Here is a 20,395-nt window from a genome sequence, read left to right as displayed (position 1 = left end):
TGCCTTCCTGAAAACAGCACAAACCGGGGTCCGCACCATGACGGTGCGGGCCCCGGTGAGCGGGTACGTGTCCGGCGATCAGGCGGGAACGATGTTCTCCGCCTGCGGGCCCTTCTGGCCCTGCGTGACGTCGAAGCTGACTCGCTGGCCCTCCTGGAGCTCACGGAAGCCCTGGGTCGCGATGTTCGAGTAGTGGGCGAAGACGTCGGGGCCGCCGCCGTCCTGCGCGATGAAGCCGAAACCCTTTTCAGAGTTGAACCACTTCACGGTTCCCTGAGCCATGACTTTCTCCTTCTGGTAGGCAGAGGCCCCATCCGGAGATGCCGGAAAAACAAATAATGCGCCTGCTAGGAGAAACATTCCCGTCAGGCGCACATGAATTCATGGGTACCACAACTGCAACTGCGTCAACCGTAGCACACTCCCGCGGACCGTCCCCACGAGTCCGCCCCGACACCGGGGCCGTCGGGCGCGGGCGGATAAACCGCTGGCGTCCGGGTGTGCGCCCCCCTAGAGTGAAGACCGCTTCGCACGGCGGCCGTTGGCCGCCGCTGTCGACCGGACGAGGAACGGGAGGTGTGACCGATGGCTGTCTCTGTGACGGGTGCTGCCCGCAACCAGAAGATCATCCACTCCACCTCCGTGGCCTCCGGCTGACCTTTCCCTCCACAGCGCGCACACGCGCGGAGCCGGGGCCGCCCTTGTGAAGGGTTCCCCTTGAATCACTCCTCTTCCTCGGTTTCGTCGCACCCTCTCGCCGGCTACGGCTGGGACGAGGGCTGGGAAGCCGAGTTCGCCCCCTATGCCGAGCAGGGCCTCCTGCCCGGCCGCGTCGTGCGGGTCGACCGCGGTCAGTGCGACGTCGTCACCCCGGCCGGCGTCGTCCGCGCCGACACCGAGTTCGTCGTCCCCCGCGACCCGATGAAGGTCGTGTGCACGGGGGACTGGGCCGCCGTCGACCCGGAGGGCGGCGATCCGCGCTACGTGCGGACGCTGCTGCCCCGCCGTACCTCCTTCGTCCGGTCGACCTCCTCCAAGCGGTCCGAGGGGCAGGTCCTCGCGGCCAACGTCGACCACGTCGTCGTCGCCGTGTCCCTCGCCGTCGAACTCGACCTCGGGCGCGTCGAGCGGTTCCTGGCGCTGGGCTGGGAGTCCGGCGCGCAGCCGGTGGTCGTGCTCACCAAGGCCGACCTGGTGCCGGACCCGGTGACGCTGGCCCATCTCGTCCAGGACGTCGAGACGACCGCGCCCGGCGTGCCCGTGCTCACCGTGAGCGCCCTGCACGGTGACGGCCTCGACGTGCTCACCGCGCTCGTCGGCGGCGGCACCACCGTGCTGCTCGGGCAGTCCGGGGCCGGCAAGTCCACCCTCGCCAACACCCTGGTCGGCGAGGACGTCATGGACGTGAAGGCCGCCCGGGACGTCGACGGCAAGGGCCGGCACACCACGACCACCCGCAACCTGCTGCCGCTGCCCTCCGGCGGTGTGCTGATCGACACCCCCGGGCTGCGCGGCGTCGGACTGTTCGACGCGGAGAGCGGGGTCGGGCAGGTGTTCGCCGAGATCGAGGAGCTGGCCGAGCGGTGCCGGTTCCAGGACTGCGCGCACGAGAGCGAGCCCGGCTGCGCGGTGCGCTCAGCGGTGGACGCCGGGGACCTCCCGGTCCGGCGGCTGGAGAGCTACCGGAAGCTGCTGCGGGAGAACCAGTGGATCGTCGCCAAGACGGACGCCCGTCTGCGCGCCGAGATCAGGAAGGACTGGAAGCGGAAGGGGGCGCAGGGCAGGGCCGCCATGGAGGCCAAGCGCGGCCGCTGGGCCTAGCCCGTGTCCGCAAAGTCGCGTCTGCGTCACGACGCCCGGCACGCACTCTCGCCGCACCGGCCGAAAGCCCGAGTACACCCAGTACGAGGGCATCCGGCCGGCACGCCGAGAGCACGCACCGGACGCCGCGACGCCCGCCCTGCGGGCGAACGACGCGACTTTGCGGACACGACCTAGCCGCCCGCCGGCCGGGGCCGCGAGCCGCCCCGGCCGGCGCCGTCCGTACCGCCCCCCCTCCGCCCACCTGCGTGTCCGATTCCCGCCAGCCCGCCTCCGCCGGGCGGGTCACACTGGGACACGTGATGGACGAGGACAGCGGGTACCAGGCGGTGCGCAGCCGGGACGGACGGTTCGACGGGGCGTTCTTCTTCGCCGTCGAGACCACCGGCATCTACTGCCGACCGAGCTGCCCGGCGGTCACCCCGAAGCGCTCCAACGTGCGGTTCTTCCGCACGGCCGCCGCCGCGCAGGGCTCCGGGTTCCGGGCCTGCCGGCGGTGCCGGCCGGACGCCGTGCCGGGATCGGCGGAGTGGAACGTCCGCGCGGACGTGGTCGGCCGGGCCATGCGCCTGATCGGCGACGGCGTCGTGGACCGCGAGGGCGTCGCCGGACTGGCCGCCCGGCTCGGGTACAGCGCCCGGCAGGTGCAGCGCCAGCTCACCACCGAACTCGGCGCCGGACCCGTGGCGCTCGCCCGCGCCCAGCGGGCGCACACCGCACGGACCCTGCTGCGGACCACCGACCTGCCGATCACCGAGATCGCGTTCGCCTCCGGGTTCGCCAGCGTGCGCCAGTTCAACGACACCATCCGCGCGGTCTACGACGCCACGCCCACCGGGGTGCGGGCCGCCGCGCCCCGGGGCCGGGGCGCCCGCCGGGCCACGCCGGGCGCGGGCATCCCGCTGCGGCTCGCCCACCGCGGCCCGTACCAGTCCGCCGCCGTCTTCGACCAGCTCGCCCGGGAGGCCGTGCCCGGCGTCGAGGAGGTGACCGGCGCCCCCGGCGCCCGCACCTACCGGCGCACCCTGCGGCTGCCCCACGGCACCGGGATCGTCGCCGTCGAGGAGCGCGCCCGAGGCCCGAAACCGGGCGGCGGCACGCATCAGGGCGGCTGGCTGGAGGCGCGACTGCACCTCACCGACCTCCGGGACCTGACCACCGCCGTGCAGCGGGTACGCCGGCTGTTCGACCTCGACGCCGACCCGTACGCGGTCGACGAGCGGCTCTCCGCCGACCCCCGGCTGGCCCCGCTGGTCGCCGCCCGCCCCGGCCTGCGCTCACCCGGGGCCGTCGACCCCCTGGAGCCCGCCGTACACGCTCTCGCCGGGCCGGCCGGCGCCGAGCGGCTGGTGCGGCGGTACGGCAAGGCGCTCGACGCGCCCTGCGGCACCCTCACCCACCTCTTCCCGGAGCCCGCCGCACTCGCCGAGGCCGAGCCGGGCGGCCCGCTCGGCGCGCTCGCCGCGGCCCTCGCCGACGGCACCGTACGGCTGGACCCGGGCGCCGACCGGGACGACGCCCACAGGGCGCTGCTCGCCCTGCCCGGCATGGACCCCGCCGTGGCCGCCGCGCTCCGCGTCCGCGCCCTCGGCGATCCCGACGTGGCCCCGCCCGGCCTCGACACCCCCGACGCCTGGCGGCCCTGGCGGTCGTACGCCATCCAGCACCTGCGCACCACAGGAGAGTTGACCCCGTGACGGACCTGACCCACTGGACGGCCCTGGACACCCCGCTCGGACGGCTGCTGCTCACCGCCGGCCCGGACGGCGCCCTCACCTCGCTGTCCGTGCCCGGGCAGAAGGGCGGCCGGACCGTCGAGCCCGGCTGGCGGCAGGACCCGGGCCCCTTCCGGGCCGCCGAGGAGCAGCTGGCCGCCTACTTCGCCGGTGAGCTGACCGAGTTCCGGCTGCCCCTGCGCGCCCACGGCACCGAGTTCCGGCGGCGGGTGTGGGACGCCCTCGACACCGTGCCGTACGGCGCCACCGCCACCTACGGCGAGATCGCCGCCCGCATCGGCGCGCCCCGCGCCGCCGTCCGCGCCGTCGGCGGCGCGATCGGCGCCAACCCCCTCCTCGTCCTGCGGCCCTGCCACCGCGTCGTCGGCGCGGGCGGCGCCCTCACCGGCTACGCGGGCGGCCTCGACCGGAAGCTCCTGCTGCTGAACCTGGAGAAGGGCCTGCCCGGAGCCGGCCCCGGCGCCGCCCCGGTGACCCGGTAGCGGCCACGCCGGCCGGCCCCGGCCGGGAACCGGCCCCCTGCCCACGGCCCCGCGTACCGCTCTACGCCGAGCGGGTGGACTCCGGTGCCGCTCCGGTGCCGCGCGTCCGCCCTGTGGCACGGTCGCCTGCGACGGGTCGTGGGAAGGGCGGGCGGTACATGGTCAAGGCCGGGCGGGTGCTCGCGGCGCTGCTGCTCGCGATGGTGCCGGGTACGACGGCCAGGGCCGTCGCAGGGACCACCGCGCCGCACTGGACGGGCAGTTGGGAGGCGGCGCCGTCCGGCACCGCCGCCGCGCTGCCCGGCGCCGCCTTCCGCAACGTCGTCCATCTCAGCGTCGGCGGCGGCGCCGTACGCATCCGGCTCAGCAACCGGCTCGGCACCGCGCCCCTCAGGCTCGGCGCGGTCACGGTGGCGCTGCGGCGGGCCGCGAGCCCGGACGCCGTACCCGGTACCCTGCGCACCGCCACCTTCCAGGGCGCGCCGACGGCCACCGTCCAGCCCGGCCGGGACGTGCTGACCGACCCCGTCGCGCTGACCGTGCCGGCCGCCGCCGATCTGCTGGTCACCGTCCTCACCCCGGGCGACTCCGGCCCCGCGACGTTCCACCGCACCGCCCTGCAGACCAGCTACCTGGCCCCCGGCGGCACCGGCCACGCGGCCGACGAGACCGGCGCCGCCTACACCCTGGCGACCGGCTCCTGGTACTACGTCACCGGCGTCGATGTCCTCGGCACCGCCGCGGACAGCGTCGTCGCGTTCGGCGACTCGCTCACCGACGGCCAGGGCTCCACCCCCGACGCCAACCGCCGCTGGCCGGACCGGCTCGCCGAACGGCTCGGGCGCCTCGGCGTACTCAACGCCGGGGTCGGGGGCAACCGCCTGCTGCGCGACGGCACCGGGCCGAGCGCCCTGGCCCGGCTGGACGCCGACGCCCTGGACCGGGCCGGGGTACGGGTCATGGTCGTGCTGGAGGGCGTCAACGACATCAAGGGCACCCCCGTGGCGGACGATCCCGCCGCCTTCGCCGCCGCGTACCGCACCCTCGTCGCCCGAGCCCACGCCCGCGGCGTCCGGGTCGTCGGCGTCACCCTCACGCCGTACGCGGGGTACGGCGCGTACACGGCGGCCGGCGAGGCCGTACGGCAGCGGGTCAACGCCTTCATCCGCACCGGCGGCGCCTTCGACGCCGTCGCCGACGCCGACGCCGCCGTACGCGACCCGGCCCGGCCCGAGCGCATCCTGCCCGGCTACGACCCCGGCGACCACCTGCACTTCAACGACGCCGGCATGCGCGCGATCGCCGACACCGTCGCCGCTGCGCTCGCCCGCTGACCGCTCAGCCCCACACCACCGCGCCCAGCCACGCGCCCGCGATCAGCAGGCAGGCGTACAGCTCGGCGAACACATCGGCGCCGCCCGCCCGCATGGTCGCGCGCAGCGCCGACACCGCCTCGCCGTGCCCGCCGAGCCGCAGCCGCTCGTGCAGGTAGATCCCGGCGAGGAAACCCGGCAGCGCGCCGAGCACCGGCAGCAGCACGAAGCCGAGGGCGGCGCCCGTCCCGGCGTACCCGGCGAGGCCCGGCGTGGCGCCGCTCGCCCGCAGCCGGCGCGGCGGCAGCGCCCAGCGCACCACCAGCGACAGCAGCAGCACCCCGGTCGCGCCCACCAGCACCGCCCAGGCCACGGGCCGCGGGTCCTTCAGCGCCCACCACAGGACCGCGGCCCACACCAGCCAGGACCCGGGCGCCCCGGGCACCAGCACTCCGCACAGACCGAGCGCGATCACCACGCCGACCAGCAGGAGTTCCCACGCTCCCATTTGCCCAGCCTGCCCGAGACGAGAAGAAACCGCAGGTCAGGGGGAATCGTCGCGGGACACCCAGCCCCGCTCGTAGGCGTGCCAGCCCAGTTGCAGCCGGGTCGTCACCCCGGCCAGCTCCATCAGCCGCTTCACCCGGCGCTGCACGGTCCGCAGGCCCAGGTCGAGCTGTTTGGCCACGCTCGCGTCGGTGAGCCCGGCCAGCAGCAGCGACAGCACCTCGAGGTCGGTGGGGTCCGGCCCGTCCTGCTGCTGCACGGCCACCCCCGAGGCGGCCAGCCGGAGCGGCAGCGCCTCACGCCACACCGAGTCGAACAGGCCCGCCAGCAGCTCCAGCAGTCCGCTCGCGTGCACCACCAGCGCGGCCGGCTCCACCGTCCTGGTGGTCAGCGGCACCATGGCGAGCGACCGGTCGGCGATCACCAGCTTCGTCGGCACCCGGTCCAGCACCCGCACCCGCTCGTCGCGGCCCAGCGCCGCCGTCAGCTCGGTCAGCCCGTGCGGCAGGTCCAGCACCGCGCGCTCCACCACCACCCGGTAGCGGACCCCGCGGCCGGCCGCCTGCTCCTCCGCGTCGTTCTCCATCCCGGAGACCACCATCGGGTTGCCGGTGACCAGCGCGCACACCTCCTCGGTGGCGCCGAGCTGCATCTGCAGGAAGCGCTGGGCCACCGCCGAGGCGCCGGTCACCACCTCCACCAGGTCGTGCACCTCCGGCTCGGCCGCCGTGGCCCGGTACTCCTCGGCGAGCAGCGCCGCCGTCAGCTCCGCCTTCTCCAGCTCGTGCCGCCGCTGCGTCAGCAGCGCGGCCAGCGCCACCCCGGGCGGCGCCGCCACCCAGCGGCCCGGCCGCGCGGGGGACTGGGCGGCCAGGCCGTGCCCCTCCAGCCGGCGCAGCGCGCGCTCGGTGTCCGGTTCGGCCAGCGACAGCCGCCGCGCCAGATCGGCCACCTCGGCGGCGCCCACGGACACCAGCGCCCGGTACGCCGACTCGTGGAACTCGTCCAGCCCTATCGCTGCCAGCATCGAGCCGCGTTCCCCTTTCCTGAGAACAGTCCTGATGGCGGGAACCGGCCACGTCGCAAACCCGCCGCCGCACATCATCGCCGTACCAGCGGTCACTCTGCCAGGGTGATCAGCACGGGCGGACACCCGGTCGGGCCGGCGGCGCACAGCCCCGCCCAGGATTTCCCTGCATGATCCGGCCGGATCCGGCCACTCGGCCGGCGTTGCCCGGTCCCCCGGAACGTCGCCGGGCGGTCCTCCCGTGGGGGGTGGGACCGCTCGGCGGCCATCACGCTTTCTCCGTAAGGCAGTTCGGGGCATACCCCGCCGATCCGTGCCAGCGCGGGCGCCGACGCCGGAATTTCCCCGCACCCCGTTTCCATACGGCCCGTGCGGTGGACAATTAGGGGCATGAGCCAGCAGGGGGGCAGGCCCGCCCGTCATGACGACGACTGGTGGGGACAGCTGTACGACGACTCCAAAGAGGACACGGGGCCCACACCGGCCCCCGACTCCCTGGACGACCGCTTCACCTCGGCCAGGAACGCGGTGGGGGAGCGGCCCGGGGGGAGTGGGAGCCCCGGCTCACCCACGGAGCCCGGCGACACCCGGCCGCCCGCGCAGGCGCCACCCGACCGGCCGCCGTCCGAGTCAGCGCCCGCGGGGCGCCCGTTCCCCGACCGCGCGTCCCTGGACCGCGGGGTGCCGGCCCAACGCGCCCCGGGCCCGCCGAAGGCACCCCCGGCCGTACCACCCGAGTTCGCGACACCCCCCGCCACGCCGCCCGAGCCCGCGGCACCTCCGGCCATGCCCGCCGAGCCTGCGGAGGCGCCCGCAGTGCCTCCTGAGCCTGCGGCACCCCCGCCCGTGCCCGCCGAGCCGATGGCACCTCCGGCTCCCGCCCACGCCGCGCCCCATGCCGTGCCGCCTGACCCTGGGGCACCTCCTGCAGTGTCCGCCGAGCCGATGGCACCCCCGCCTCCGGCCCACGCCGCGCCCCACGCCGTGCCGCCCGAGCCTGCGAACCCTCCTGAAGCGTCCCCCGAGCCTGGGGCGCCTCCCGCAGTGCCCGCCGAGCCCGCGGCACCCCCGCCCGTGCCCGTCGGGCCCGCGGCACCCCCGCGCGTGCCCGCAGAGCCGATGGCACCCCCGGCTCCCGCCGACGCGGCTCCCTCGTACCCGGCCGTGCCCGCCGAGCCCGCGACACCTCCTGCAGTGCCCCCCGGGCCCGCGGCACCTCCGCCCGTGCCCGCCGAGCCGAAGACACCTCGGCCCCCGGCTCACGCCGCCCCCGCGCCCCCGGCGGCCTCCTCGCTCCGGCCGCTCACCGCGCCCCAGGCGATCCCCTCACCGCCCGCCGTCCTCGACCACGTCGGCTCCGGGCCGCCCACCTACGACCCCGAGCCCACCGCGCTGCCGCTCGCCGATCCGGACGAACTGGCCGAGCAGGTGGCGGACACCGTGCTGGACGGGGCCCAGTACGGGACCTGCACCCTGCGGGCGGTGTCGCTGCGCGGGGACTCGGCGCGGTACCGGGGCGAGCCGCGCCGGGACGCGCTGCTGACCGCGCGGTTCGGCACGGGCGAACAGGCGCTGGTGCTCGTCGCCATGGCGACCGGCGTCCGGGCGGCCCCCGGCGCGCACCGGGTGGCGGCGGAGGCGTGCCGGCTGATCGGCCGGGCGGTCGGCCGCAGTCACGGGCGGCTCGTCGAGGACCTCCGGGCCGCCCGGCGCGGCGAACTCAAGTCCGGTCTGCAGCGGTTGACCGAGCGCGGCCTCGGCCGGCTGCGGGCCGAGGCCGCCGACCGTGGCCTGGACCCCGAGGAGTACACCGCCGGTCTGCGCTGCCTGCTGCTGCCGGCCGACCCCGGCTGCCGTACGCGCGTGTTCTTCGGTGCCGGGGAAGGCGGACTGTTCCGGCTGCGCGGCGGCGAGTGGCAGGACATCGAACCCGTCGTGCCGTCCGGCGGCGCCGCCGGGGCGCCCGTCGTCGGCTTCGGCTCGGCTCCCGCCGAGACCCCGGAGGGCGACCGGCTCACCATGGACTTCGGCATCCCGGTCCCGCCGAGCCCGTTCGAGCCCGCCCCCGAGCCGCCCCGCGAGCCCTTCCGCTTCCGCGCTTCGGTAGCCCGCCCGGGTGATGTCCTCGTGATGGCGACCGGCGGCCTCGCCGAACCCCTGCGCGGCGAGCCGGCGCTCTGCGCCTACCTCGCCCGCCGCTGGTCCGGGCCCACCCCGCCCGGCCTCGCCGCGTTCCTGGCGGACGCCCAGGTGCGGGTGAAGGGTTACGCCGACGACCGTACGGCGGCCGCCGTGTGGGAGGCGTAACCGCCGCCCCTGTGACTTGATGGACCGGGAGGGCGTATCCCGGGACACCGAAGGGGCAGACGAGCCATGGCCAAACAGAACGTCGCCGAGCAGTTCGTCGACATCCTCGTCCGGGCCGGTGTGCGCCGCCTCTACGGCGTCGTGGGGGACAGCCTCAACCCGGTCGTGGACGCGGTGCGCCGCCACTCCGAGGTGGACTGGATCCATGTGCGCCACGAGGAGACCGCGGCCTTCGCGGCCGGCGCCGAGGCCCAGATCACCGGCCGGCTCGCGGCCTGCGCGGGCTCCTGCGGGCCGGGCAACCTGCACCTCATCAACGGCCTGTACGACGCGCACCGTTCCATGGCCCCGGTGCTCGCGCTGGCCTCGCACATCCCCTCCAGCGAGATCGGCCTCGGCTACTTCCAGGAGACCCACCCGGACCGGCTCTTCCAGGAGTGCAGCCACTACAGCGAGCTGATCTCCAGCTCCAAGCAGATGCCCCGGCTGCTGCAGACCGCCATCCAGCACGCCGTCGGGCAGCGCGGTGTGAGCGTGGTCTCGATGCCCGGTGACATCGCCGACGAACCCGCCCCGGAACGCGCCGCCGAGAGCGCCCTCGTCACCTCCCGGCCCACGATCCGGCCCGGCGACGCGGAGCTCGACCGGCTCGTCGACATGATCGACGCGGCCGGCAAGGTCACCCTCTTCTGCGGCGCCGGCACGGCCGGCGCGCACGCCGAGGTGATGCGGTTCGCCGAGAAGATCAAGTCCCCGGTCGGACACGCCCTCAGGGGCAAGGAGTTCATCCAGTACGACAACCCGTTCGACGTCGGCATGAGCGGGCTGCTCGGCTACGGCGCCGCCTACGAGGCCACCCACGAGTGCGACCTGCTGATCCTGCTGGGCACCGACTTCCCGTACAACGCCTTCCTGCCGAACGACGTGAAGATCGCCCAGGTCGACGTGCGGCCCGAGGTCCTCGGCCGGCGCTCCCGGCTCGACCTCGCCGTGTGGGGCGACGTGCGCGAGACCCTGCGCTGCCTCGTCCCGCGGGTGAAGGAGAAGACGAACCGGCGCTTCCTCGACCGCATGCTGAAGAAGCACGCCGACGCACTGGAGGGCGTGGTCAAGGCCTACACCCGCAAGGTCGACAAGCACGTCCCCGTCCACCCGGAGTACGTGGCCGCGGTCCTCGACGAAGTCGCCTCCGACGACGCCGTGTTCACGGTCGACACGGGCATGTGCAACGTGTGGGCCGCGCGCTACATCTCGCCCAACGGCCGCCGCCGGATCATCGGTTCCTTCTCGCACGGCTCGATGGCGAACGCGCTGCCGATGGCCATCGGCGCCCAGTTCACCGACCGGCGCCGGCAGGTCGTCTCCATGTCCGGCGACGGCGGGTTCGCCATGCTGATGGGCGACTTCCTCACGCTCGTGCAGTACGACCTGCCGGTGAAGGTCGTGCTGTTCAACAACTCGGCGCTCAGCATGGTCGAACTGGAGATGCTGGTCGCGGGTCTGCCCTCGTACGGAACCGCCAACACCAACCCCGACTTCGCCGCCGTCGCCCGCGCCTGCGGCGCCTACGGGGTGCGGGTGGAGAAGCCCAAGCAGCTCGCCGGGGCGCTCAAGGACGCCTTCCGGCACAAGGGCCCCGCGCTGGTGGACGTCGTCACCGATCCCAACGCCCTGTCCATCCCGCCGAAGATCAGCGCCGAGATGGTCACCGGGTTCGCGCTGTCCGCCTCGAAGATGGTGCTGGACGGCGGCGTCGGCCGCATGGTCCAGATGGCCCGCTCCAACCTCCGCAACGTGCCCAGACCCTGAGACACGGTCCCGCACAACGGTCCTTTCCGGCCACTTTCACCGCCCCTGACGGCGCACCGGCCGCCGGTGCCGCACGTCCCGTACCGTCCGTCCTGGGGCGCCCGGGGCACCGTACGGCGCTCCTGCCGGGTGAATCGGGATCGCGGCGGTGTTCCCGGCCGTGCGCGAGGCGCCGACGGCCGTGGCCGAACACACGGCCGTCGGCCGGACCCCAGGACTGCCCGCGGGCGCAGGGGGGAACGCATCCCCGTGAACGTGTTCGACCAGGAGGGGCAGGGCCGGAAACGTGCGGGCGGGGGTCATGAAGAGGCAGGCACGAGGGGGCGGTCCCGTGACCATCGGGGCCTCCTCGGCTCAAGCGGGGGAAGAGACCGGCACCATCACCGAACGCGAGCGGCACCATCAGCGGCTCCGGCGCAGGCTGGGGCGGGCGGACCTCAGGGCGGTGCCCGAGGCGCGCCGGGAACTGCGCGAACTGCTGCGGCACTGGGGCAGGCCGGGCCGCTCGGACATAGCCGAACTGCTCACCAGCGAGCTCGTCACCAACGCGCTGGTGCACACCGACCGCGACGCCGTACTGACCGCCGTCGTCTCGGCGGGCGGACTGCGCGTGGAGGTGCGGGACTTCGTGGCCCGCAGACCGCTGCCGCGCACCCCCGACACGGGGGAGGACACCAACGGGCGGGGGCTGGTCCTGGTGGAGTCCCTCGCGGACTCCTGGGGCGTACGGCCGCACGGTGTGGGCAAGTCGGTGTGGTTCGAACTCGGCGCCGAGGCCGCCTGAGGCCGGGCGGCGGTCGATACGGAGACGGGACGGGGGCGTGACCCGCGCGGTCACGCCCCCGTCCCGAGACGAGCCCAGTCCCCGGTCCCTGATCCGGTGCTAGCCGAACTGCTGTTCCAGGTCCTTCAGCTTGCGCTCCAGGGAGTCCAGACGCGGCAGGGCCATCGTGTCGTCCTCCGCGGTCAGGTCGACGGTGATGGCGTCAGCGCCCTTGCGGGCCGGCTGAAGGGAGGGCAGAGAGCGGACGGGCAGGGCCTCCGGCGCCGATATGGCAGGCTCCGCGGTGGCCGGCGCGGAGCCGCGCTCGACCGCCTGCACCTCCACCTGACGGCCGCCGCCGCGTCCGCCGAAGCCGCGGTGACCCCGGCTGATCGCACGCAGCTGGGCGCGCTCGACCCGCTGCTGGTCACGCCGGCGCCGGCGCGCCTCGTCCTTCTGCCGCTTGTCGTCGCGCACCTCCTCGACCGCCTCGTCCAGGCTGCGCACGCCCTCCAGCAGCATGAGGGACCACGCCCTGTAGGTCTCGCGCGGCGCCCTGAGCCAGCGGACGATGCGGATCTGCGGCAGCGGGCGGGGAACCAGGCCCTGCTCGCGCAGCGCCGCCCGGCGGGTCTGCTTCAGCGCGCGGTCGAACAGCACGGCCGCCGACAGGGACATGCCCGAGAAGAACTGCGGGGCGCCCGCGTGACCGATGCCGCGGGGGGCGTGCACCCAGTTGAACCAGGCCGCCGCGGCGGCGAACATCCAGACGAGTATCCGGGAGCCCAGGGCCGCGTCGCCGTGGCTGGCCTCGCGCACCGCGAGGACGGAGCAGAACATCGCCGCGCCGTCCAGACCGAAGGGCACCAGGTACTGCCAGCCGTCGGTCAGCCCGAGGTTCTGCTCACCGAAGCCGACCAGGCCGTGGAAGGAGAGGGCGGCCGCGACCGCCGCACAGCAGAAGAGCAGTACGTAGGAGGCCGTGCCGTAGATGGCCTCCTTGCGCCTGCGGCGTTCCTCCTGACGTTCCCACGAGTCGTCCGCACTCGCGTTCTCCCCGGAGGAGCGCTTGCCGCGCGCGAGCACCGCCACCGCCGCCACCAGGCCCAGGAGCAGCACGGCGCCCGGAAGCAGCCAGTTCAGCGATATGTCGGTCAATCTCATCAGGGGTCCCTTGCATTGGGATAGGGCGTAACGCCCGCCATAGTGGCCCACTCCGGACGGCCCTCAGGGGGTTTCGGGGCAAGAGGCCGCCAAGGAGGTGCAAGGGGATGCCCAGGGCGACGTTCTGCTCGAACTGCCGCTTGAGGGGCGGGAGTTGAGTTCGAATAAGACTACCCGTACGGATGGTTCCCCGGAAAGTTCCCGATGCGGGTGGGGAAGTTGTGAAGCAGCTGTCCGCGGCCGGTGGTCCGATCGTGATGATCTTAGAGGACGCGGAGGCGCGAGCGGTACACCTGAGGAGGGCTCAGGCGGCCACGGCGGCCGTGACTTTGGAGATCCGGTCGCTGTCGCGGGTGCGCGGGCAGGTGGCGCAGGTGTCCTCCGGGCGCACGGTGTAGAACATGCAGCAGCTCGCCCGGTCCCGGGTGGCCAGCGGCTCGCCGGCCGGCCCGGTCAGCACGCGGAACGCCGCCGAGCCGGCGTACGGCAGCGTCGCCCCCGGCAGCAGCAGCTTCAGCTCCCGCACGGCCCGCCGCTCCTCCTCCGGGCCGAACAGGTGGGCGACGTACCAGAGGCCCTCCACGACCTCGTCGGTCGCCATGCCCCACAGGGCGCGCCCGCGCCGCCGCATCCGCGGCCCGAAGGCGGCGAGCACCGGCTCCAGGTGCTCGGCGACGGCCGCCCGCACCTCGGCCCGCAGTGCCTCCTCGTCCGGCACGACGACCGCGCCGGGCAGCGCGGCCGCCGGATCGCCCGGCAGGCAGGCGAAGGAGGCGGGGCGGACGGCCATGCGGCCGGCGGCGCGGTCGTACGAGACCGCCGGCACGGGCAGCCGGGGCACCCGGCGGTGCAGGAACCACGGGACGGTGATCAGCAGGCAGGCCGGCCAGGCGTAGCGGTGCAGGCCGAAGCTCGCGACGACGTCGGGGCGGGCCCGCCGGCCGTAGTCCCGCAGCACCTGGGCCTCGTCCCAGGCGAGGAAGGCGTCGAGCCCGGCTCCGCCCTCGGCGAGCCGGGCGGCGCCGACCCAGCCGCCGCCTTCCGGCAGCGCCCGTCCGGGGTCCGGCTCGGTGACCGTCAGTCCCGGGTAGGCCGCGGTGAGGCGGGCGTACGCGGCGGCGAACGGCGAGGCCGTAGCGGGCATGGCGGGATCACCGGACCTTGATCGCGGATCGAGTGCAAAGGTAAGCCTAACCTTAGCCATTCTTCGGGGAATTTGAAGACCCGCGTCGTGCCCCTATGGTGCTTGACGGACAAGTGACGACCCGCCGTTAATGACCCCAAGTGCCGACAAGCCGGAGGAGGCCCCGTGAAGCAGGGTGTGCAGGGCTCCGCCGACCCCTTCGGCGAGGCCCGGGCCGCGGCGCGGGAGCGGGCGGCCGAGCCGGCCGGGCGGCGGGACACCGGCCTGCCCGGGGCGCGGGGCGAGCACACCCACGGCGAGCGTCCGATCCCGGGCCCCCGGGCCGCGGTGCGGCGCTCCTCGGTGCGCGGGCAGATCCTGGACGCGCTGCGGTCGGCCCTGGTGTCGGGCGAGCTGAGACCGGGCGAGGTGTACTCGGCGCCGGCCCTCGGCGAACGCTTCGGGGTGTCCGCGACACCGGTCCGCGAGGCCATGCAGCAGCTCACCCTCGAGGGCGCCGTCGAGGTGGTGCCCAACCGCGGCTTCCGGGTCATGGAACGGGGTGCGCGGGAGCTGGCCGAGCTGGCCGAGGTGCGGGCGCTGCTGGAGGTGCCGGTGATGCTGCGGCTGGCCCGCACGGTGCCCGCCGAGCGCTGGGCCGAGCTGCGGCCGCTGGCCGAGGACACGGTACGCGCCGCGGCCTCCGACTGCCCGGCGACGTACGCGGAGTCCGACCGCGCCTTCCACCGGGCCGTGCTGTCCCTCGCGGGCAACGCGCAGCTCGTGCGGATGGCGGAGGACCTCCACCGCCGCTCCCAGTGGCCGCTGGTCGGCGGCCCCGTCCGGCACGGCCGCGCCGACCTCGTGGCCGACGCCGCCGAGCACACGGCACTCCTGGACGCACTGATCGCCCGCGACCTCGACGTGGTGCGAGACCTGGTCGCCGACCACTTCGCGGGCGCGGCCTGAAGCCGCCCGAACACCCGCCCGGCGCCGCCAGACGCCGACCGGCCATTGCCGTCTGCTGCCCGAGGGGCGGATGCGCGGCGAGCCCCGCCCGACGTCGACGGACGCTCGGCCGGCGCCGCCAGACGGTCGGCGGACGCCAGTCGGCCCCTTATGAGCGCCGCTCGACGGAAGTTGCATGCCCGGTGGGCGCCTTCTGCCGTTGACCGAAGCTCGGCGAGCGCTGCCCGAGGGCGGGCGGATATCCGGCGGGCGTCGTCCGGGGCCGGTGAACGCCCGGTGGGCGTCGGCGGGTGCCGGGCGAGCCGGCCGGCGGTGGGCGGAGTGGGTCGTCCGGCCCATCGCCCCCCGGAAGGGAGGCGTGGGTCAGGAACCGTCGTCCTCGCCGTGCGCGCTCTTGGAGTAGGCGTCGTGCCAGGCGGCCTTCGCGCCGGAGTCGCCGATGCGGTAGGTGTCGACCACGGCTCCGGCCGCGACCGCCAGGGACAGCACCGACACGACGATCCGCAGCGGCAGCGAGGTGAGCCGGGAGGCCCGCGCCGCGCCGCCGTCCCGGCCCTCCCGCCGCGGACCGCGTGCCGACCACCACACGACCGCCGCCAGGACGAACAGGCCCAGCGCCCACGGCAGCAGCCCGTCGCCCAGCTCGGTGTGCCGGCGTACCAGCGCGTCGTCGTCGACGTGCCGCTCCAGCCACTCACCGGCCTGGGTGGTCAGCGGCACGCTGACCAGCGCGACCAGGGCGAGCGAGGGCAGCAGCACGCCCAGCCGCCGGGCGGCCCGCGGCCACACCGCGCCGGCCACCAGGGCCAGGGCGGTGAGCGGTATCAGTACGACGACTATGTGGACCAGCAGCACATGGGCCGGCAGGCCGTTGACCAGACTCATCGAGCACTCCTGAGGGGGTCGGGGCGCGCCACACTGGCACAGCAACCTCTCAGTCGGCTCTGAGACGGCCCTCAGGCGGTCGCGGCCCCCGGTGTGGGCGGGGCCAACTGCCGGGCCAGCCAGGTCGGGACGCCGCCCAGCAGCCGGAACAGCCGCCGGGCCTCCTCCCGCAGCCGTGAGGCCTCCGGCTCCGACTCGGCGTCCGCCAGGGAGGCCAGCGCGGGGGCCGTGCCCACCAGGTAGCCCAGCTCCTCGCGGATCCGCAGCGACTCGGCGAAGCCGTGCCGGGCCTCCGCCAACTCCCCGTCGCGCAGGGCCAGTCCGGCGAGGTGACGCCAGGTGAAGGACAGCAGCAGCGGATCGGCGTGCGCCGTGGCGCCCGCGTGGGCCCGGCGGTAGGCCGCCCGCGCCGCCTGCGGCGAGTGGGCCAGGTTCTCCGCCAGCAGCCCTCGGCGGAAGTCCAGCAGCGCCCGTCCCACGGCCCCCGGCGGGATCAGCGCCGCCGCCCGACCGAGCGCGGCCCGCGCCTCGTCCGCCCGGTCCCGTACGCCGTGCAGCGTGGCGGCGTAGGCGAGTTGGCCGCGTTCGCAGGCGGCCGCCCCGCGCTCCTCGTCGGTGTGCGCCTGCGCCTCCGCCGTGCGCAGCGCGTCCTCCGCCTCGGCCCAGCCCCGCTCGGTGTACAGGCACCGTTCGACCAGCAGCGCGGCCCGCTGCAGGGTCGCGGCCGGAGTGTCCGCCGGCAGCATGGCCGCCGCGTCGGCCCAGCAGGCCCGCGAGCGCAACCGCCATACCGCGGTCTGGAGAGGATCGTCACCTGCGGTCGTTCCATTACCAGACATGGCGGAATGCGCCACGTTGCCCTCCCCGAGCACGCCGTCGAGCTGTTGAGTGGTGGCCGCATTCCAGCACCAATCATGGGGCTTGGCCAAGGGGATGGGTGAAAGAATTCACAAAGTCGGGGACCTCGGCCGGACTTGGCCGGGTCCCGTCCCGCCCCCGTCGCCTCAGCTCATCCGCAGCGCCAGGAAGAAGTCCAGCTTGTCCTCCAGGCGGGACAGGTCCCGTCCCGTCAACTGCTCGATCCGCCCGACCCGGTAGCGCAGTGTGTTGACGTGCAGGTGGAGCCGGGTGGCGCAGCGGGTCCAGGAGCCGTCGCAGTCGAGGAACGCCTCCAGGGTCGGGATCAGCTCGGCGCGGTGGCGGCGGTCGTAGTCGGTCAGCGGGTCCAGCAGGCGGGCGGTGAAGGCGCGGCGGACGTCGTCCGGGACGAACGGCAGCAGCAGCACATGCGAGGCCAGCTCCTGGTGGCCGGCCGCGCAGACCCGGCCGGGGCGCGCCGCGGCGACCCGGCGGGCGTGCCGGGCCTCCTCCAGCGCCCCGCGCAGACCCTCCGCCGAGTGCACGGCGGCGCTGACGCCGAGGGTGATCCGCCCGTCGTCGGCGAGGCCCGCCGACAGCGGCTCCCGTACCGCCCGCAGCAGCGCGTCGGCGAGCAGACCGGACTCGGAGCCGTCCTGGTCGGCGGAGACCGCGGGCAACGGCACCAGGGCGATCGCCTCGTCCCCGGCGTGGGCGACGGCGATGCGGTCCGAGGGCTCGGGGCCGGTGGCCTGCGGGTCCACCAGGATCTCCTCCAGCAGCGACTGGGCGACCGGGCCGCCCTCCACCGCCGCCCCGTCCCACTCGACCCGGGCCACGACCACCTGCCAGTGCGGGGCCGCCCCGAGGCCCGGCAGCAGCACCGGCGCGGCCACGCGCAGCCGCGCGGCGATCTCGGCGGGCGCCGCGCCGGTCTGCACCAGCTCCAGCACCTCCTGCGCGAGCCGGCGCCGCACCGTGCGCGCCGCGTCCCGCCGGTCGCGCTCGACGGCGATCAGCTGGGTGACGCCCTGGAGCAGGTCGAGGCGCTCCTCCGGCCAGTCCCCGGCGTCCGCCTCGACCGCGAGCAGCCAGTCCGACAGGACCGTCTCGCGCAGGTCGCCGGCGGCCTGCGGGGAGCGCCCGGAGGAGCGGACGGGGAACAGGGAGTACGTGCTGCCGTCCAGCGTCACCCGGTGCGGGCCGCGCCGGCCGGAGCGGGCGGCGGCCAGGTGCTCGGCGGCCAGCCGCGCGCAGGTCCCGGCGAGCAGCGCCGGGCCCGCGACCTTCGAGCCGGCGATCAGCCGGCCGGTGGGGGAGAGCACCCAGGCGCGCAGGTCGAGGTCGGTGCCGAGCAGGTCGAGGACCACGTCGGGGCCGCCGCCCGCCGGGCCCGAGGTCATCATCCGCCGGTGCCGGTCCACCACGGCCGCCAGGTCGCCGGCCCGTTCCCCGGAGACCTGGCGCACGACGTGCTCGGTGACCGTCGCGAACGCCACCGACTCGTGCACGGCGAACAGCGGCAGCCGGTGTTTGGCGCAGGCCAGCACCAGGTCCTCCGGCACGGCGCCCAGCTCGGCCTCGCCGGCCGCCAGCGCCGCCACCCCGGCCTGCACCAGGATCCGTACGAAGGGCTCGGAGTCGCCGGCGTCGCGGCGCCAGGCGAGACCGGTCAGAACCAGCTCGCCGCCGGACAGATAGCGGCTCGGGTCGCGCAGGTCGGTGGTCATGACCCCGCGCACGGAGCGGTCCAGCTCGTCCTCGCCGCCGAGCAGCCGCAGCCCCAGCGCATCGGTGTCCAGCAGTGCGCGCAGCCGCATCTCGTCGCCGCCGTTCTGTGTCTCGAAATCTACGATGAATCCTGATGGGGGCCCGTGACGGGCCCGGAGCAGGCGTGCCCGGGCCGTACGGCGGGGCCGCCGGGCCGCCACCCGCGTTTCCCGGGGAAAACGGAGAGGTTACCGATGGCCTCCGTTCATACGAATCTACAAGATGCCCGTCGTGGCCAGCCAACTCCTTCATGGTTTCGGTGACTGACCCCGCCGGAGTACGGGGCGGTGTACTGAGCCCACTCCGCGTAAAGAGCACATGAACGAGCCGGAACCGCCGCACCCGGATTGGCTCGATCCGTACGACTCACGAGACGAAGAAGAGAGCCGGTCATGGACTTCCTTCGCCCCGCCAGCTGGGAGGAGGCGCTCGCCGCGAAGGCCGAGCACCCCACAGCTGTGCCGATTGCGGGTGGCACCGACGTGATGGTCGAGATCAACTTCGACCACCGCCGGCCCGAGTACCTGCTCGACCTGAACCGCGTCGGCGACCTCTACGAGTGGGAGGTCGGCGAGGACACCGTCCGGCTGGGCGCCTCGGTCCCCTACACGAAGATCATGGAGAACCTCCGCGCCGAGCTGCCGGGCCTCGCGCTCGCCTCGCACACGGTGGCCTCCCCGCAGATCCGCAACCGCGGCGGCGTCGGCGGCAACCTCGGCACGGCCTCGCCCGCCGGCGACGCCCACCCGGCGCTGCTCGCGGCCGGCGCGGACGTCGAGGTGGAGTCGGCGGCCCGCGGCACCCGCCTCGTACCGATCGACGCCTTCTACACCGGCGTCAAGCGCAACGCCCTGCAGCCCGACGAGCTGATCCGCGCCGTGCACATCAAGAAGGCGGACGGCCCGCAGCAGTACTCCAAGGTCGGCACCCGCAACGCCATGGTGATCGCGGTGTGCGCCTTCGGCCTCGCCCTGCACCCCGGGACCCGCACCGTGCGCACCGGCATCGGCTCCGCCGCGCCCACGCCGGTCCGCGCCAAGGCCGCCGAGGAGTTCCTGAACGCGGCCCTGGAGGAGGGCGGCTTCTGGGACAACGGCAAGATCGTCACCCCGTCGGTCGCCAAGCGGTTCGCGGAGCTGTGCTCCGGCGCCTGCAACCCGATCGACGACGTCCGGGGCACCGCGAGCTACCGCAGGCACGCGGTCGGCGTCATGGCCCGCCGGACGCTCACCTGGACCTGGGAGTCGTACCGCGGCGCCGGCCGCGCCACCGAGGGAGCTGCGTGATGCGCGTCAACTTCACCGTCAACGGACGCCCGCAGGAGGCCGACGACGTCTGGGAGGGCGAGTCCCTGCTGTACGTGCTGCGCGAGCGCCTCGGCCTGCCCGGCTCCAAGAACGCCTGCGAGCAGGGCGAGTGCGGCTCCTGCACGGTGCGTCTGGACGGCGTGCCGGTGTGTTCCTGCCTGGTCGCGGCCGGCCAGGCCGAGGGCCGCGAGGTGGTGACCGTCGAGGGCCTCGCCGACTACGCCAGGCAGCGCTCGTGCGGCGACTTCGGCGCGTGCGGCACCTCGCTGGACGAGGCCAGGGCGTGGCAGGCCAAGGGCGCCGACTCGCAGACCGGCGAGGGCGCCCCACTGAGCCCCGTGCAGCAGGCGTTCATCGACGCCGGCGCCGTCCAGTGCGGCTTCTGCACCCCGGGCCTGCTGGTCGCCGCCGACGAGATGCTGGAGCACAACCCCGACCCGTCCGACGCGGACATCCGCGAGGCGCTGTCCGGCAACCTGTGCCGCTGCACCGGCTACGAGAAGATCATGGACGCGGTCCGGCTGGCCGCCGCCCGCCAGTCCGAGGGGGTCTGA

18 protein-coding genes are annotated in these 20,395 nt (G+C 74.8%); 10 read left to right on the top strand and 8 right to left on the bottom strand.

Features of this window, described 5'->3' with window-relative positions; translation table 11 throughout:
* Positions 1-78: 78 nt before the first annotated feature.
* Positions 79-282, bottom strand: a complete 204-nt coding sequence (locus tag ACFYU0_RS18750) for a cold-shock protein (RefSeq protein ID WP_020943502.1) — start codon at positions 280-282, stop codon at positions 79-81.
* Between the two features lie 435 nt (positions 283-717).
* Here ACFYU0_RS18750 and rsgA point away from each other — a divergent pair, with 435 nt between their 5' ends.
* The 4 genes from rsgA (at position 718) to ACFYU0_RS18730 (ending at position 5,373) form a co-directional block, all read left to right on the top strand.
* Positions 718-1,821 (top strand): ribosome small subunit-dependent GTPase A, encoded by a 1,104-nt coding sequence (gene rsgA, locus ACFYU0_RS18745; protein WP_351665635.1) that lies wholly within the window; start codon positions 718-720, stop codon positions 1,819-1,821.
* Positions 1,822-2,123: 302 nt separating this feature from the next.
* Positions 2,124-3,518 (top strand): bifunctional transcriptional activator/DNA repair enzyme AdaA, encoded by a 1,395-nt coding sequence (locus ACFYU0_RS18740; RefSeq protein WP_389302801.1) that lies wholly within the window; start codon positions 2,124-2,126, stop codon positions 3,516-3,518.
* Positions 3,515-4,039 carry a methylated-DNA--[protein]-cysteine S-methyltransferase gene (locus ACFYU0_RS18735; protein ID WP_351665633.1) on the top strand — a complete coding sequence of 175 codons (525 nt, stop codon included), beginning with the start codon at positions 3,515-3,517 and terminating at the stop codon, positions 4,037-4,039. The genes ACFYU0_RS18740 and ACFYU0_RS18735 overlap by 4 nt, the downstream gene beginning before the upstream one ends.
* Before the next feature lie 158 nt (positions 4,040-4,197).
* Entirely contained in the window at positions 4,198-5,373 is a 1,176-nt protein-coding gene (locus ACFYU0_RS18730) for a GDSL-type esterase/lipase family protein (RefSeq protein WP_389302423.1), read from the top strand.
* 4 nt (positions 5,374-5,377) lie between these two features.
* Here ACFYU0_RS18730 and ACFYU0_RS18725 read toward each other — a convergent pair whose 3' ends face one another.
* Both ACFYU0_RS18725 and ACFYU0_RS18720 read right to left on the bottom strand, forming a co-directional pair.
* A complete protein-coding gene (locus ACFYU0_RS18725) occupies positions 5,378-5,860 on the bottom strand; it encodes a DUF456 domain-containing protein (RefSeq protein ID WP_351665629.1) in 483 nt (160 codons plus the stop codon).
* A 36-nt stretch (positions 5,861-5,896) separates the two neighbouring features.
* Positions 5,897-6,886, bottom strand: a complete 990-nt coding sequence (locus ACFYU0_RS18720) for a helix-turn-helix domain-containing protein (RefSeq protein WP_389302420.1) — start codon at positions 6,884-6,886, stop codon at positions 5,897-5,899.
* Positions 6,887-8,110: 1,224 nt separating this feature from the next.
* Here ACFYU0_RS18720 and ACFYU0_RS18715 point away from each other — a divergent pair.
* From ACFYU0_RS18715 to ACFYU0_RS18705, 3 genes are all read left to right on the top strand, one after another.
* Positions 8,111-9,193 carry a protein phosphatase 2C domain-containing protein gene (locus tag ACFYU0_RS18715; RefSeq protein WP_389302417.1) on the top strand — a complete coding sequence of 361 codons (1,083 nt, stop codon included), beginning with the start codon at positions 8,111-8,113 and terminating at the stop codon, positions 9,191-9,193.
* A gap of 66 nt (positions 9,194-9,259) precedes the next feature.
* Entirely contained in the window at positions 9,260-11,002 is a 1,743-nt protein-coding gene (locus ACFYU0_RS18710) for a pyruvate dehydrogenase (RefSeq protein WP_389302415.1), read from the top strand.
* 331 nt (positions 11,003-11,333) lie between these two features.
* Positions 11,334-11,786: an ATP-binding protein gene (locus ACFYU0_RS18705; RefSeq protein WP_351665623.1), complete on the top strand. Its 453-nt coding sequence runs from the start codon at positions 11,334-11,336 to the stop codon at positions 11,784-11,786.
* 99 nt (positions 11,787-11,885) lie between these two features.
* Here the strand turns inward: ACFYU0_RS18705 and ACFYU0_RS18700 are convergent, their stop codons facing one another.
* Complete coding sequence (locus tag ACFYU0_RS18700) at positions 11,886-12,929, bottom strand: DUF2637 domain-containing protein (protein ID WP_389302411.1); 1,044 nt, start codon at positions 12,927-12,929, stop codon at positions 11,886-11,888.
* Between the two features lie 304 nt (positions 12,930-13,233).
* Entirely contained in the window at positions 13,234-14,073 is an 840-nt protein-coding gene (locus ACFYU0_RS18695) for a (2Fe-2S)-binding protein (RefSeq protein WP_389302409.1), read from the bottom strand.
* Positions 14,074-14,238: 165 nt separating this feature from the next.
* Here ACFYU0_RS18695 and ACFYU0_RS18690 point away from each other — a divergent pair, with 165 nt between their 5' ends.
* Positions 14,239-15,021 carry a GntR family transcriptional regulator gene (locus tag ACFYU0_RS18690; RefSeq protein WP_389302407.1) on the top strand — a complete coding sequence of 261 codons (783 nt, stop codon included), beginning with the start codon at positions 14,239-14,241 and terminating at the stop codon, positions 15,019-15,021.
* Positions 15,022-15,384: 363 nt separating this feature from the next.
* Here ACFYU0_RS18690 and ACFYU0_RS18685 read toward each other — a convergent pair whose 3' ends face one another.
* The 3 genes from ACFYU0_RS18685 to ACFYU0_RS18675 form a co-directional block, all read right to left on the bottom strand.
* Complete coding sequence (locus tag ACFYU0_RS18685; protein WP_389302404.1) at positions 15,385-15,906, bottom strand: DUF2231 domain-containing protein; 522 nt, start codon at positions 15,904-15,906, stop codon at positions 15,385-15,387.
* Between the two features lie 71 nt (positions 15,907-15,977).
* Positions 15,978-16,745, bottom strand: a complete 768-nt coding sequence (locus tag ACFYU0_RS18680; protein WP_351665613.1) for a hypothetical protein — start codon at positions 16,743-16,745, stop codon at positions 15,978-15,980.
* 165 nt (positions 16,746-16,910) lie between these two features.
* Entirely contained in the window at positions 16,911-18,584 is a 1,674-nt protein-coding gene (locus tag ACFYU0_RS18675) for a PucR family transcriptional regulator (RefSeq protein ID WP_389302401.1), read from the bottom strand.
* 342 nt (positions 18,585-18,926) lie between these two features.
* Here ACFYU0_RS18675 and ACFYU0_RS18670 point away from each other — a divergent pair, with 342 nt between their 5' ends.
* Together ACFYU0_RS18670 and ACFYU0_RS18665 are read left to right on the top strand one after the other, a co-directional pair.
* Positions 18,927-19,820 carry an FAD binding domain-containing protein gene (locus ACFYU0_RS18670; protein WP_389302398.1) on the top strand — a complete coding sequence of 298 codons (894 nt, stop codon included), beginning with the start codon at positions 18,927-18,929 and terminating at the stop codon, positions 19,818-19,820.
* On the top strand, positions 19,820-20,395 hold the full coding sequence (locus ACFYU0_RS18665) for a (2Fe-2S)-binding protein (RefSeq protein WP_389302395.1): 576 nt from the start codon (positions 19,820-19,822) through the stop codon (positions 20,393-20,395). Before ACFYU0_RS18670 ends, ACFYU0_RS18665 begins: the two co-directional genes overlap by 1 nt.

This window comes from Streptomyces sp. NPDC003720, from assembly GCF_042875075.1.
Taxonomy (GTDB): domain Bacteria; phylum Actinomycetota; class Actinomycetes; order Streptomycetales; family Streptomycetaceae; genus Streptomyces.
The sequence above is the reverse complement of the archived record's forward strand: the minus strand, read 5'-3'. Positions and strand labels throughout refer to the sequence as shown.

Excerpts from the sequence above, each read along its gene's own strand:
- ACFYU0_RS18750 (WP_020943502.1), bottom strand. The coding sequence starts at position 282 with ATGGCTCAGGGAACCGTGAAGTGGTTCAACTCTGAAAAGGGTTTCGGC.
- ACFYU0_RS18740 (WP_389302801.1), top strand. The coding sequence starts at position 2,124 with ATGGACGAGGACAGCGGGTACCAGGCGGTGCGCAGCCGGGACGGACGG.
- ACFYU0_RS18730 (WP_389302423.1), top strand. The coding sequence starts at position 4,198 with ATGGTCAAGGCCGGGCGGGTGCTCGCGGCGCTGCTGCTCGCGATGGTG.
- ACFYU0_RS18725 (WP_351665629.1), bottom strand. The coding sequence starts at position 5,860 with ATGGGAGCGTGGGAACTCCTGCTGGTCGGCGTGGTGATCGCGCTCGGT.
- ACFYU0_RS18720 (WP_389302420.1), bottom strand. The coding sequence starts at position 6,886 with ATGCTGGCAGCGATAGGGCTGGACGAGTTCCACGAGTCGGCGTACCGG.
- ACFYU0_RS18710 (WP_389302415.1), top strand. The coding sequence starts at position 9,260 with ATGGCCAAACAGAACGTCGCCGAGCAGTTCGTCGACATCCTCGTCCGG.
- ACFYU0_RS18700 (WP_389302411.1), bottom strand. The coding sequence starts at position 12,929 with ATGAGATTGACCGACATATCGCTGAACTGGCTGCTTCCGGGCGCCGTG.
- ACFYU0_RS18695 (WP_389302409.1), bottom strand. The coding sequence starts at position 14,073 with ATGCCCGCTACGGCCTCGCCGTTCGCCGCCGCGTACGCCCGCCTCACC.
- ACFYU0_RS18685 (WP_389302404.1), bottom strand. The coding sequence starts at position 15,906 with ATGAGTCTGGTCAACGGCCTGCCGGCCCATGTGCTGCTGGTCCACATA.
- ACFYU0_RS18680 (WP_351665613.1), bottom strand. The coding sequence starts at position 16,745 with ATGTCTGGTAATGGAACGACCGCAGGTGACGATCCTCTCCAGACCGCG.
- ACFYU0_RS18675 (WP_389302401.1), bottom strand. The coding sequence starts at position 18,584 with ATGCGGCTGCGCGCACTGCTGGACACCGATGCGCTGGGGCTGCGGCTG.
- ACFYU0_RS18670 (WP_389302398.1), top strand. The coding sequence starts at position 18,927 with ATGGACTTCCTTCGCCCCGCCAGCTGGGAGGAGGCGCTCGCCGCGAAG.
- ACFYU0_RS18665 (WP_389302395.1), top strand. The coding sequence starts at position 19,820 with ATGCGCGTCAACTTCACCGTCAACGGACGCCCGCAGGAGGCCGACGAC.